At 37.1% G+C, this 12,525-nt stretch carries 15 protein-coding genes; all 15 read right to left on the bottom strand.

Going from position 1 to position 12,525, the window contains the following annotated elements; all coding sequences use genetic code 11:
* Positions 1-50: 50 nt before the first annotated feature.
* Positions 51-992 (bottom strand): 3'-5' exoribonuclease YhaM family protein, encoded by a 942-nt coding sequence (locus tag A0O21_RS08625; RefSeq protein WP_067064306.1) that lies wholly within the window; start codon positions 990-992, stop codon positions 51-53.
* Positions 982-2,256 (bottom strand): DNA recombination protein RmuC, encoded by a 1,275-nt coding sequence (locus A0O21_RS08630; RefSeq protein ID WP_067064308.1) that lies wholly within the window; start codon positions 2,254-2,256, stop codon positions 982-984. The genes A0O21_RS08625 and A0O21_RS08630 overlap by 11 nt, the downstream gene beginning before the upstream one ends.
* A 1-nt stretch (position 2,257) precedes the next feature.
* Positions 2,258-2,890, bottom strand: coding sequence for a thiamine diphosphokinase (locus A0O21_RS08635; RefSeq protein WP_067064310.1), 633 nt, complete (start codon positions 2,888-2,890; stop codon positions 2,258-2,260).
* Complete coding sequence (rpe, locus tag A0O21_RS08640) at positions 2,883-3,548, bottom strand: ribulose-phosphate 3-epimerase (protein WP_067064313.1); 666 nt, start codon at positions 3,546-3,548, stop codon at positions 2,883-2,885. Before rpe ends, A0O21_RS08635 begins: the two co-directional genes overlap by 8 nt.
* Before the next feature lie 8 nt (positions 3,549-3,556).
* A complete protein-coding gene (gene rsgA, locus A0O21_RS08645) occupies positions 3,557-4,429 on the bottom strand; it encodes a ribosome small subunit-dependent GTPase A (RefSeq protein WP_067064315.1) in 873 nt (290 codons plus the stop codon).
* A 217-nt stretch (positions 4,430-4,646) separates the two neighbouring features.
* Positions 4,647-5,300 (bottom strand): NAD(P)H-binding protein, encoded by a 654-nt coding sequence (locus A0O21_RS08650; RefSeq protein WP_067064317.1) that lies wholly within the window; start codon positions 5,298-5,300, stop codon positions 4,647-4,649.
* A 210-nt stretch (positions 5,301-5,510) separates the two neighbouring features.
* Positions 5,511-6,872 carry a bacteriocin secretion accessory protein gene (locus tag A0O21_RS08655; protein ID WP_067064319.1) on the bottom strand — a complete coding sequence of 454 codons (1,362 nt, stop codon included), beginning with the start codon at positions 6,870-6,872 and terminating at the stop codon, positions 5,511-5,513.
* A 9-nt stretch (positions 6,873-6,881) separates the two neighbouring features.
* The gene (gene comA, locus A0O21_RS08660) at positions 6,882-9,032 is read right to left on the bottom strand and encodes a peptide cleavage/export ABC transporter ComA (protein WP_067065258.1); all 2,151 of its coding nucleotides are present in this window, start codon (positions 9,030-9,032) and stop codon (positions 6,882-6,884) included.
* A gap of 663 nt (positions 9,033-9,695) precedes the next feature.
* Positions 9,696-9,836, bottom strand: a complete 141-nt coding sequence (locus A0O21_RS08670) for a class IIb bacteriocin, lactobin A/cerein 7B family (protein ID WP_067064323.1) — start codon at positions 9,834-9,836, stop codon at positions 9,696-9,698.
* Between the two features lie 11 nt (positions 9,837-9,847).
* A complete protein-coding gene (locus A0O21_RS08675; RefSeq protein WP_067064325.1) occupies positions 9,848-10,036 on the bottom strand; it encodes a hypothetical protein in 189 nt (62 codons plus the stop codon).
* 18 nt (positions 10,037-10,054) lie between these two features.
* Entirely contained in the window at positions 10,055-10,231 is a 177-nt protein-coding gene (locus A0O21_RS08680; protein ID WP_067064327.1) for a class IIb bacteriocin, lactobin A/cerein 7B family, read from the bottom strand.
* A gap of 141 nt (positions 10,232-10,372) precedes the next feature.
* The gene (locus A0O21_RS08685; protein ID WP_067064329.1) at positions 10,373-10,561 is read right to left on the bottom strand and encodes a class IIb bacteriocin, lactobin A/cerein 7B family; all 189 of its coding nucleotides are present in this window, start codon (positions 10,559-10,561) and stop codon (positions 10,373-10,375) included.
* Between the two features lie 1,001 nt (positions 10,562-11,562).
* Entirely contained in the window at positions 11,563-11,733 is a 171-nt protein-coding gene (locus A0O21_RS10675; RefSeq protein WP_082854440.1) for a class IIb bacteriocin, lactobin A/cerein 7B family, read from the bottom strand.
* 29 nt (positions 11,734-11,762) lie between these two features.
* Positions 11,763-11,954 (bottom strand): hypothetical protein, encoded by a 192-nt coding sequence (locus A0O21_RS08690; protein WP_067064331.1) that lies wholly within the window; start codon positions 11,952-11,954, stop codon positions 11,763-11,765.
* 26 nt (positions 11,955-11,980) lie between these two features.
* Positions 11,981-12,160: a class IIb bacteriocin, lactobin A/cerein 7B family gene (locus A0O21_RS08695; protein WP_227806866.1), complete on the bottom strand. Its 180-nt coding sequence runs from the start codon at positions 12,158-12,160 to the stop codon at positions 11,981-11,983.
* Between the last annotated feature and the right edge of the window lie 365 nt (positions 12,161-12,525).

Below are 12,525 nucleotides of genomic sequence, written 5' to 3' on the forward strand. Positions count from 1 at the left end.
AATAGAATTTGTTTTCAAAACTGCTGTCCGGCGGATAGTGTTGCCCTTTATTATTTGGACTTCGGTTTGTAGAAGGGGCGGTTGTCCATAGCAAAGATCCGGCTGGTCATCTCGCCTGACTCAACGCGTTTCAAAGCCGTTGTCATCATCATCATCTCCGCATCCAAATTGTCAATGATATGAATAATTTCAGCCTCCATAATCCGCGGACGAACCGGGCTGCCGTATTCCAGCTGCCCGTGATGGCTCAAGATAACATGCCGCAAAACAATAACGTCTTCTTTCGTATCATCAATATTGAGCTCCAGCAGCGCTTTGGTGATTTCTTCATCAATAAGCGCAATATGCCCAATCAAATTTCCGCGGATTGTATACTCCGTATTGTCCGGCCCGGACAGCTCGATAACTTTGGCAAGATCATGCAGCATAATACCGGCAAAAAGGAGGCTCTTATTCAGCTCGGGATAGATATCCCCGATACTGTCTGCCAAGCGTACCATTGTCGCTGTGTGATAGGCTAAACCGGATTCAAAGGCATGGTGATTCGTCTTAGCAGCCGGATAAGTAAAGAATTCCTTGGCAAATTTGCGGTAGAGACTGCGAACAAGGCGCTGCCAAACGGCATTTTCAATTTTGAACATCATCTGTTCAAGGTAATCTTTGACATCAGAGACATCTACCGGCGGTTTTTCCCTAAAATCAGCCGGATCGTTCGGTTCGCCGGCTTGGGGGTGCCGCAGCGTAATTTGGTTAACTTGGGGAGTTCCGTTGTAAACTTCTCTGCGGCCTTTCATATGAATAACCTTGCCGGCAGTAAACTCGCTGATATTATAGGGCTGAGCGTCCCAAAGATTGCCTGAAATTTCACCGCTGTCATCCTGAAAGGTAAAGGCAATGTAATTTTTGCCCGCACGGGTCTTTCGAACTTCAGCTGATTTGATAAGATAGAAGCCTTCGAAAAGCTCATCTTTTTTCATTTGACTAATCTTCATCGTTTTCCTCGTCTTCTAACTGCGGGAGGTCAAGCAGTGAGCCGTTTTCTTGCTCTTGATAGGTTTCCACCCGATCAAGCGCACGGACGATAGCATTGGTTCGTGTTGTCAGTAAGCTTCCTAATGTTTTATTTGCAGTATTCAGCTGCTTTTGTGCCTTAGTCAGCAGGCTGCCGAATTTATTGAATTCAGCTTTTACATTTCCCAAAATCTTGCTGATATCATCGGCATTTTTCTGAAGATTCAGGGTTTTAAAACCTACAGAAAGTGAATTAAGCAAGGCGGTCAAGGTTGATGGACCTGCTACTACGATATTTTCTTCCCGCCGCAGACTGTCAAAAAACGCTGGCTGACGGACAGCTTCGGCATAAAGCCCCTCTGTCGGCAAAAACATAACAGCAAAATTAGTCGTTTCAGGCGGTTTAAGGTATTTTTTATTAATATCCTTGGCAAACCGCTTGATAGCAGCAAGAAGAGCCTTCCTTTGGGTTTCTATCTCTTCTTTGCGCCCTGTTTCGTAAGCTTCCTCCAAACGGTAGTAGTCCTCCAGCGGAAATTTGGAGTCAATCGGCAGATAAACATATTCTCCTTGCTTTGTTCCAGGCAGTTTAATCGCATATTCAACACGCTCAGCTGTACCTGATACTGTTACAAACTCACGCTCGTACTGGTTTTCTGTCATGATATCTTCGATAATCTGACCGAGCTGCAATTCACCTAAAATACCGCGAGTTTTAGTGTTTGACAGAACTTTATTAAGCGTTCCGACATCCTGAGCGACAGAGCGCATCTCTCCAAGGCCCTGATTGACACTCTCAAGCTGCTTGGAGACAGCAGCAAAGGAGGCCTGAAGACGGCTCTGCAGCGTTTGCTCCAACTTTTCTTCCACCGTCTGGCGCATTTGCTCCAGACGCTTTTCATTGGAGACCTGAAGGTCTTTAACGGACTGAGACAGACTTGTTTCAATAGCAGATAAGCGCTGGTCCGACCGATCGCGGCTTTCGGTCAGATTCTGCTGGAGGACATCGCGTAAATCATTCTGCTGCTGATAGATTTCTGTCTGCAGACGGTTAAGCTGATGGTTTATCTCCAGCATCTGGTCTTTCTGGGCCAGATTCAGCTGATAAGAAAGCTGGTCCGAAAGATCATCAGCATTATTATCCAGTTTGTCCGCTAATTCACCCTTAAGCTCACTGATCTTTAACAGCAGCAAAAGTGTAAGAAGTAAAGTTGCAATGGCAATAATGATTAAGAAAATTTGCATCTCAGCTCCTGTCTTTGCTCTGAATCACAAGAAGATAGCCCGAATCGCACTGAACAGTAATCGGCCGGCCGATAAATTCATTGCTGGTGTAAATCTTCTTCTTAAAAAAATGCTTGGAGGTCAGCTCGTACTTAGCTCCGGTGATAGTTAGGTCAGCATCGCTGTCTGTCAAAAAAGAAATGTAAGCCATCCCTTCATCTTGTACAATTTGATGCTGCCCGCTGGGCAGAAAACATACGGTATTAGCTGCATCACGCAGCTCGATTTGCCTCATAAAAGGCGCCAAGTCCGGATCGCTGGGCAAAAAAAGATTAGCCAGCATATGATCAATCCGTCCGCCAAAAGCACCAAAGATAGTGACTTGAGCTTGAGGAAATCTGGTAAAAATCGTTTTTAAAGCCAGCTCCGTATCCGTGTCATCTTTTTCTGCAGTCGCTGAAACAAGTTCCTGAGCCGATTGCTGAATAACTGCAAGTTCCTCCGCTGTCACAGAATCAAAATCACCAACCGCCAAATCTAAAGGCAATCCTTGTTCAAGCATGGTCAGGCAGGCACGATCAGCTCCGACCAGATAATCAAAATCACCGGAAAAACAGGTCAGGTCTCCGCTGACAAATAAGGCAGCTCTAATCATCCAAGGCCTTTCGCAGCGTCTGCAGCTGAGCTGTTAGGTCCTGAGCCTTAAAGAGATAGGATCCTGCTACAAACACATTGGCTCCAGCGTCAGCACAGGCTTTGATGGTATGCTGATCCACCCCTCCATCCACTTCAATATCAAAATCGAGGCCGTGCTGCTTACGAAGACGGGCTACTGCCTTGACTTTAGCCAGACATTCAGGAATAAAAGCCTGTCCACCGAATCCAGGATTGACTGTCATTATCAAAACTTGGTCAACTAAGCCTAAGAGCGGCTCCAGCGCCGTAACAGGTGTTCCGGGATTAATCACTACCCCAGCTCTCATCCCCGCCGCTTTAATTTTTTGCAGAGCTCCGTGAATATGGCTGGTCGCTTCGGTATGAACAGTCATGATATCGGCTCCGGCCTGAGCAAAAGCAGTGACATAACGCTCGGGGTCGACCACCATCAAGTGGCAGTCAAAGACCAGTTTACTATGCCGGCGCATACTGGCTACCACCCCGGCACCAAAGCTGATATTAGGAACAAACTGACCATCCATAATATCGATGTGAACATATTCAGCACCTGCTGCTTCTATGCGCTGCAGCTCTGAAGCAAAATCAGCATAGTCGGCCGCCAAAATAGAAGGAGCCATTTTGTGGGATAACGTCATAGTCTAACCTACTTTCTTTTACTGAGTTTTTGATACGTTTCACGCCGGTTCTCAATTTCACTTAGAAACTGCAGGTAATGCTCATAGCGCTGCTGCCATATCTCTCCCTGTTCCAGGGCTGTTTTCACAGCGCAGTCCGGCTCATGTGTATGGGTGCAGGAACGGAATTTGCAAGAAAAACTGGCTGCCTTTATCTCTGGGAAAGCAGCTGTCAGACTTTCACTATCTGTTATTTCGTAATTCAGAGAAGAAAAACCCGGGGTGTCTGCAACTTTTCCGCCGCAGACATCATATAGGCTGACAGCCCGTGTCGTATGACGGCCGCGGCCAAGACTGTCGGATATGGCCGCTGTTTTTAACTGCAGTTCCGGTTCCAGCTGATTCAGAAGCGTCGATTTCCCGACACCGGTCTGCCCCATAAAAACGGTTATGCGGTCTCTTAATACAAGCGGCAGCTCTGCTGTTTTCGAAAAAAAGCGATAGCCGATATCTTCATACCGTGCTCGGACCATCTCCATCTCCCGGCTGTCCGTCAGCAAGTCCATTTTGGAAATATAAACCAGCGGACAGATCCTTTTATGTTCTAATAAAACCAAAAATCTATCCAATAAATTTGGATTGAAATCCGGCTCTTTAGCCGACATCACCACTACAGCCTGATCAACATTAACAATAGGCGGGCGGACAAGGCTGTTCTTTCTTTCATAAATTTTTAAAATATAGCCTTCAGAATGCTGAGCTGCTGTAAAGTCTACCAAATCTCCGACATAAGGGGTCTCCCCTTTTTTTCTGAAATTACCGCGCGCCCGAGTCTGGTAAACATTCCCCTCTGACTCAACATAATAAAAGCCAGCCAGAGATTTAATAATTCTGCCTTGCAAGTGAACTCCTTTATCTTTTATAAGCTCATCATAACAAATCCACGTCATATTTTCAAACGCTATCTGCTCTATAAGGCAATATACTGTTATTTTCACGTTTCTTGACTAAAAATAAAACGAAGCCAGACATAAAAGTCTTAGCTTCGCAGCAATTCAGAATCAGATTTTCAGCTTCAGCAAGATACAAAGGGCTTAGGCCGTAATCAGTTTCAAATCATTAATAAACTGGTCTTGTTTTGCCCTGTGTAGCAGCATTTGCAATACCGACGCTGTCATTTTTGAGAAAATCAAAATTCTCAGCAATGCGTACGACAACATCTGCCATACTCTTACGTGAACCGGACACCCCTACATACTCTTCATTTTTATGAGTAATAACATAATCTATTTCATTGCGATCGTTGAGCCAAGGTAAACGCAAGGTCGTGTAGTCGAGCTCTGATTCTTCTAAAAGTTTATCGGAGCGCAGAGCGCTGCTTAATCCGCTTTGACCGATTGTTTCCCGATTCCAGCGGCCAAATTCATCCGGAACTTCATTATAAATTCCAAGAACATTTGAGGCCACGACACGGTTAACACCGTTTGCTTTCATCGCATCAATAACATTTTGAGTGATGCGGTTGTTGGGATCATGGTCAACATTGGAAATGAAAACCAAGTCCTGACCTGCTGTTGCTTTGGTTAGAGTTTCAAGATCATAAATATCCCCCTCCACAACATCAACACGCTCAGCGTTTTTTGCTAAGTCATTGACACGACTGCTGTTGCGCAAGTACAAAGTTAAATATGTCTCTGGCTGTTCTGCCAGCAAACGTTCTGCAACAATACGGGCAATCTGTCCGTTAGCACCGAGAATCAAAATATTTTTCATTATAATGTCCTCCATAACTGTTGATGAGTTTAGTATAAATCTAAAAAATCATTTTGAAAATTACTTTTACAGTATAGAAGCATACGTACCACGCATAGCAAATATCGATCTTTTCGCTGAAACTACAGAACCTTTTTACTAGATAAACTTGTTACTGTTCACCTAAAAATACTCTCTTACCTCTTTTTAGGATATAGCAGCAGCTATATATTAGTTTAAAAATTGATCAATATAATAATTGAAGTACGTCTTTTCACCTGTTATGATGACAAGATTACCAGAAATACCGTACTTAAGTTTTCCCACTTGTTTTTTAGACAGTCTTGTCTTTGCAATAACTTTAAAATAGTTCCCTTCTTCTGTTTGTGTAGCATTTGAATCAATACTTGTAATTTTAGAAGTAAGTGTTGTATCATTATTTGCAGAATCCTGCATTTTAAATTTTACTTCATCACCAACTTCTAAAATTGATATAGCATCAGAAGGTATATAGGTCTCAATGTTAACTTCTTTTTTTTCTTCTATTGATGGATAAATCTGAGCAATAGTCGTCCCTTCAGAAATAATTTCAGAATCAATAACCTCCGGATTTACATGTACAATACCTGTATTAGTAGATAGAATTTTGGTTGCATCTAAGGCGTACTTTTGAAGCTCAAGCTCACTAGCCGATTCTTGAATTCTTTGGTCTAAAGCAGTCATTTCTTGACTAACTTCTACTATTTTTTGTGCTTTTAATGATGACAATTGACTATCTAAACTAGAATTATAGGCTTGTTGAGTTCCAGAGCTTGAATATTGAATTTGATAGCTGGATAATTCTGTTTGAAGTTGGTTAATTTGCGTATCTATCTGTGAAATAGTCTGCGTTTTAAGAGCTTCCTTATCATCCTCATTCAACGATGATAGATTTTGGGCATTATAAACTAGATAGATAAAATAACCAGTATTTGAACTATCAATTGTTTCACCTGAAGAAATTGCATTTTTTAGGTTTTGATAATCAGAGATTTTTTGAGAAATATCGCTCATAATATTTCCTATTGTAATTTGTGTATCAATCGCTGATGAATTTTGAGAAGATATTGTACTATTTTCTTGTTCAACTTCACCTGCTAGTGTTTGTTTTTGGCTTAAATAATCTTCAAAGCGTTGTAAGTAACCAAAAGAATCCTCTCTATCAAACTGATTACTATCATTTTCAATACTCGTTTTTAGCAGTTCTAACTGTGATTTTTGTTGATTTAATGACTCCAATTGTTGCTCAGCGTTTTCTTTTTGAACGGACTCAATTTCAGAAGCATACTCAATCAGCAAATCCCCTTCTTTTACGGTAGCATTTTCAGAAAGATTATTTGTTTTAATTTTGTTATTGCTAGTCGATTGTATTTGTGATAACACCTTTACAGGTTCAATAGTTGCTGTACTTTGCAAAGTGATTTCTTTTTTCATAAAAATTAGGAAAATAACAAAAAATACTAATAAACCAAAAACAGGCAGGATAAGTCTAGTCGAAAAATTGTGATGCCGCTTTTGATAAAATTCAGAGCTCTCTAATAATTCTTTATACATAATATTCTCCTAACTGTTTACTAAGTGAGCATAAAAACCTTGCTTCTGCAGTAATTCTTTATGATTTCCCTCTTCAATAATTTTTCCTTTATCAAGAACAACAATATGCTCTGTTCTTTCAGAAATTGTTAATCGATGCGCTATAAAGATCAATGTTTTATCTAAAGCCATTAAATTATCAAGAATTTTCTTTTCCGTAAGAACATCTAAACTGCTTGTTGCTTCGTCCAAAATAAGTATCGGAGAATCAGTCAGCAATGCTCTTGCAAGAGCAATACGCTGACCTTGTCCTCCAGAAATTCCTACTCCATCCGTTGTTAATTCTGTTTGATAACTAAGCGGCATAGCTTCAATATCTGATTTTATTTCAGCTAACTGAACAGCCCTAAAAATATCTTCTTGGCTTGTACCTTCTTTAGCGCCTAACAACAAATTATCAAGAATAGTACCGTTAAATACATAAGGTTTTTGTGGCAAGTAATTAATATATCGACGTAAACTTTCTTTATCAATTTCATTGAAATTAACACCATCTAAAAGAATTTCTCCCTTAGTTGGACTATAAAAATTAACTAACATTTTAGCTAGAGTTGTCTTTCCTGACCCTGAAATACCAACAAATGATAATTTGCTACCAGCCTTGATTGTTAATTTGATCTCTGAAAGAACTTCTTGTCCATAACCATAGCTATAGCTAACATCTTTAAGAGTGATATTACCACTAAAATTATTTATATCATGAACTGTTTTCTTATCTTCAAATTCTGACTTAACTAAATAAACTTCATTTAAACGATTATTAGCAACCTTAGCTGTTTGGAGTTTTGTTTGAAGATTAATTAGGTTTTCCAACGGATTAGTAAAATAGACTAATAAAGTATTATAGGTAATAAGCTGTCCTAAAGTCATTTTATTATCCATCACCAAGTTTGCTCCAAGCCAAAGGACCCCAACATTTAGTAATAATTGAGCTAATTTTTTGAGTATCTTTTGCGCACTTTCTGCTTTGCCATAAGCAAATGATTTTTTTAGATAAGTGACAAACTCTCTATCGATTTTTTGGTAACGTTGTTTTTCACTTGTTAAAGATTTGATTGTTTCGATACCATTAATATCTTCAATAATGGATGATGATAATACCGCATTAGCTTCCATAGATTCCTGATTCATACGTTCGAATGGTTTCATAAAAGAAAAAATGATAATCGTATAAATAGGTAAAGCTAATAAGCTGATAAAGAATAAGTTGCTATTTTGTGAAAATAGAACGATTGAAACAATAATGACAGTAGAAACATCTAAAAAGATTGAAAGGATGGTACTTGCAAGTGCATCGATAATGGAGTTAGCATCAGTAAAACGTGATATAATTTCCCCTGTTCTTCTGGTAGCAAAAAAGGACATTGGTAAATGAAAAATATGTTTGATATAAGATAAAATGACATCAATAGATAAACGTTGACCAAGTACCAATAAGAGGTATTCTTGTGCGTAAGCGATTAGTTGCTGTAGTAAGTAAACAATAATTAAGCCAAAAGAAATTATGCTAAGTGTATTTTTAATCTGTTGTGGAATATAAGTATCAATTATAGATTGAAGGTAATAAGAACCGACAATATTTATTATTGTCACTAAGAATGTTGCCACCACAATATTAACTATCAATCCCTTTTGGCGAGCTAAAAGCGGAATAAATGATAGCAAACTATCTTTTTGTTCTTTATGAACTTTATAACTAGGTGCTGGTGCTATAAATATCGCTGTTCCCGTCCACTCTTTTTCAAAACGTTCTCGTGGTATTTTAGTTAATCTTACACTAGGGTCAGGGTCAGCAATGTGAATAGTCTTTTTATCACACCCTGTAACGACATAATAGTGCATCAAATTACCATTTTTAAGCACATGAGCTATAAATGGATAGATGATATCCTCATCAAAGAGAGACATATCAGCACGAAAAGCACGGGTCTCAAACCCCTCTCCTTCGGCAACTTTTACTAAACCAAAGGCTGTTGTTCCCTCTTGGGTAGTTTGTGCAAGCTCTCGTAAGGTTGCTAAAGAATAGTAGGAGCCATAAAAATCAAAAATCATTGCTAAAGCCGCCACACCACAGTCTCTTGTATCAACTTGAGCACGATAATGTTTTTTCTTAAATTTCATAAATTCTCCCATTAGAAATATTATTCTTTTTGTCATACACTATTTTTTTAATTGAAAATAGGAATTACCAGTGGTTTTTTAGACATATTAAATTTCTTTTTATACTGTTATGGTCTATTGTCATTACTACAGTACTAGCAATGCAATACATTTGTAGATATCTTTTTATATTAATTTCCGTAGTTTATCAAATAAATAAAAGCAACCTAGCTTAAAGCCACATTGCTTTATAAAATATTAAATATTTTCTACTCTATGACTTTTTCAAAATACCCAGAGGCAATTAAACCTAATACCATTCAAGTATATTCTGGGTTACTCATTGATTTTTGTAAGTATAAATGACTAATAATATTCATTGTAATTACTACCAATGGTAATATAGTAGTCATTTTAGGGAGAAGTGTTCCTAAATTTATATTGATATTATTCATAGTTAATTATACCTATCCCCTTAGTAACTCCACTTTTATATTATTAATTAACTACCTGCAAATTTCTTACTGCCTTCATAGATAGCCAGATATAAGATAATTACGATAGGTAATGGAATTAAATCCATATTGAACCATGAAATTATTCCTAAATCATGAAGAAGGTAGGATAGACTCCATAATATAAAAATAATTGTAGATATAGTGGTTATCCTATCCTGTACCATATTTATTTACCTCGTTGTGCGATATCCTTTCCAATGGTGTATCCTGCCATAAATAAAGCAATGGCAACACCTACTCCGCCACCTTCGATTTCCATCAATTCTTCATCTGTTAATTCCACAAATTTGTTTACTGCTAATTCCATAAAATACTCCTTTATTTATTTACCAAATATCCAACACCAATACCTGCTCCGACTAATCCTGCTCCACCAATAATTTTCCAAGCTGCGACTCCTGCAATAGTGGTTGTAAGAAGAGCACCACCTTCTACTGCCATTAATTCTTCATCTAAAAGTGGTACAAATTTTTGGTTCATACTATTCATTTGCTCAAATTTTGTCATAATATCTTCTCCCTCAGTTTAACCAAAAACTCTAGCCAAAGTGTAGCCTGCAGCAAAACCTCCACCAAGACTTGCAGCGACACCAACACCAATTAATATTGGAGCAATTCCACCAGAAATTTGTTGCAATTCTTCAGATGTTAATTCTTCGAATTTTACAACATTATCAATTTTTCTTGTCATATCATTTTTCATAATTTTACCTCACTTTAGTTTAAACTATTAAGTCCTACAGCAATTCCTGCTAAAAATCCAATACATGCTATAACTATGAATAGAATAGCATATCTATATTCATAAAATTCTTTCATATCCGACCTACTTTCTTTTATGTTATCAATGACGATTAACATAATTTAGACCGACAGCGATACCTCCAGAGAAGCCTACACCTGCAGCTGTTGCCCAAATTGCAATAACTGGTACAATTCCACCTTCTATCGCCTTTAGCTCTTCTTCTGAAAGAGTCACATAGTTTTTAGTTACATTGTCCATAGTTTCAAATTTTGTCGTGGTTTTTACCACCTTTCTTTAAAATATATTTTTATTATTTAAACTAAGCTAGCGTTTTCAATGCTATAATAATTGCTTCCCAAAACATCTTTTTCACCCCTTAATTTATATTAACTCTGAAATTGATAAATTTTACCTTCTTTGTATAATAATTCTATAGTCGACCAAGATTCTAAGTAAATAATTTTGAAGAGTCTATGATTTACCTCACCTCTACATAGACACTCTAAATCGGTCTCATTTTCAATAATAATTGTCTGATATTCTATACTTTGGGATTCTATTCTGTATTTCATCCCATAAACTATACACAAGTTACTAATGGAGCTGAAATTAATGCCATTGCGTTCTCCTCCCTTTTACTTAGTTTTTATAGCTTTCTTTTTTATGGTCTTAGGTCTTAGTATATCTGAAAATATAAAAAAGCAACATGACTCCTAAGTCAGGTTGCTGAACTGAAAAAAAGTTCAAATTTTTTCGTTAATACCATCTTTTTTACAACTAAAAATATGTCTAGCAGTAATACTACAGACCTAATTCCACTTTCAATTGCATTAACTCTTTGTATGAAAGAGTCGTATAATTCTTAGTTATATTGCTTAGTATTTCAACCAAAAATTCTAGCTAGGTGTAGCCTCCAGCAAATCCTATTCCTAAACTCGCTGCTATAATTAAATAAATAGTATCAAATGTATTATGTTATATTAGTTGATTACTGATAAAAATGTGTTTTTCTGTGATAATCATTTTTTTATTGCTAAAATCTGTTCTCCACTTGTCTTAGCGTCAAGCGAAGAACAGATTTTTTCTGTAAATTGATTAACTACCTGTAATTATTCTACTCCCTTCATAAATAACTAGATGTAGAATAACTACAATAGGTAGCGGAATTAAATCTATATTGAACCAATAAGTTATTTTTAAACCATTAAGAATATAGGACAAATTCCATAAGATAAAGACAAGTGTACACATAGTGGCTATCCCATCCTCATCATATTTATTTGCCTCTTTTACTTATGACCAAAATAATATCCTGCTCCAAATCCAGCTGCTCCTAGACCAAGCCCAATCAACGCTCCTGTTGTTAAAGTAATTGAACCGCCCTCCGTTTCCATCAACTCTTTATCCGAAAGTTCTACATAGTTCTTAGCAATATTATCTATTGTTTCAAATTTAGTCATAATATCCTCCTTTACATTATATCTCTAATTTACGTACCCAGCTTACTCTCTTTAGTTATAATATAAATTAATGTTGTTACTGCAACACTAGCACCTGCTACAATTAGATAAGCAGCGTCAAGTGTATTATGCTGTATTAATTGATAACTGATAAAAAGAGTATGAAAAATTAAATTAAATACATATACCAGGTTAAAAATGTGTTTTCCTGTAATAATCATTTTTACTCCTTTGCTACTAAAATCTGTTATCTTTTAGTACTTTGTCCAATAGCATATCCTACTGCAAAACTTCCTGTAAAAATTCCAACACCTATTCCTACTGCTGTGCCTGTAACTACAATTCCCCCCTCTGTATTCATCAACTCTTTATCCGAAAGAGCCATGTAGTTTTTAGAAATACTATCCATTACTCCAAATTTAGTCATAGTAAATTACCACCTTTCTTCATATATTTTGCTTTGTCAAGAACGAAACAAACGATTTCAATGCTATAAGAATATCATTTTCAGCTAACTCTATCGAAGATTTATCAATTTTATCATCTTTAAATTAACAGCCCTACAATTAATTAAAATTTTAAGTAAATAAAATAATTTTGAAAAGCCTATGATTTACGTCAGTTCTACATAGACATTGACATTTTAGATTAGTATGTTTTTTAATCATAATTTTTGATATTCTATGCATCCAAATTCTATTCCGTATTTCATACTAGAATCCATGGGCAAACTTCCAATGGACCAGAAATTAAAACCATTGTGCTCTCCTTTCTTTTACTTAAATTTTATAT

Origin of the sequence: Streptococcus pantholopis, from assembly GCF_001642085.1 — a bacterium.
Classification (GTDB): Bacteria; Bacillota; Bacilli; order Lactobacillales; family Streptococcaceae; genus Streptococcus; species Streptococcus pantholopis.

Coding starts and splice junctions, on each gene's coding strand:
- A0O21_RS10675 (WP_082854440.1), bottom strand. CDS start 11,733: ATGACTAAATTTGAAACAATAGATAATATTGCTAAGAACTATGTAGAA.
- A0O21_RS08680 (WP_067064327.1), bottom strand. CDS start 10,231: ATGAAAAATGATATGACAAGAAAAATTGATAATGTTGTAAAATTCGAA.
- A0O21_RS08655 (WP_067064319.1), bottom strand. CDS start 6,872: ATGTATAAAGAATTATTAGAGAGCTCTGAATTTTATCAAAAGCGGCAT.
- A0O21_RS08630 (WP_067064308.1), bottom strand. CDS start 2,256: ATGCAAATTTTCTTAATCATTATTGCCATTGCAACTTTACTTCTTACA.
- comA (WP_067065258.1), bottom strand. CDS start 9,032: ATGAAATTTAAGAAAAAACATTATCGTGCTCAAGTTGATACAAGAGAC.
- rpe (WP_067064313.1), bottom strand. CDS start 3,548: ATGACGTTATCCCACAAAATGGCTCCTTCTATTTTGGCGGCCGACTAT.
- A0O21_RS08670 (WP_067064323.1), bottom strand. CDS start 9,836: ATGGAATTAGCAGTAAACAAATTTGTGGAATTAACAGATGAAGAATTG.
- A0O21_RS08690 (WP_067064331.1), bottom strand. CDS start 11,954: ATGATTATTACAGGAAAACACATTTTTAACCTGGTATATGTATTTAAT.
- A0O21_RS08625 (WP_067064306.1), bottom strand. CDS start 992: ATGAAGATTAGTCAAATGAAAAAAGATGAGCTTTTCGAAGGCTTCTAT.
- A0O21_RS08695 (WP_227806866.1), bottom strand. CDS start 12,160: ATGACTAAATTTGGAGTAATGGATAGTATTTCTAAAAACTACATGGCT.
- A0O21_RS08675 (WP_067064325.1), bottom strand. CDS start 10,036: ATGACAAAATTTGAGCAAATGAATAGTATGAACCAAAAATTTGTACCA.
- A0O21_RS08650 (WP_067064317.1), bottom strand. CDS start 5,300: ATGAAAAATATTTTGATTCTCGGTGCTAACGGACAGATTGCCCGTATT.
- A0O21_RS08635 (WP_067064310.1), bottom strand. CDS start 2,890: ATGATTAGAGCTGCCTTATTTGTCAGCGGAGACCTGACCTGTTTTTCC.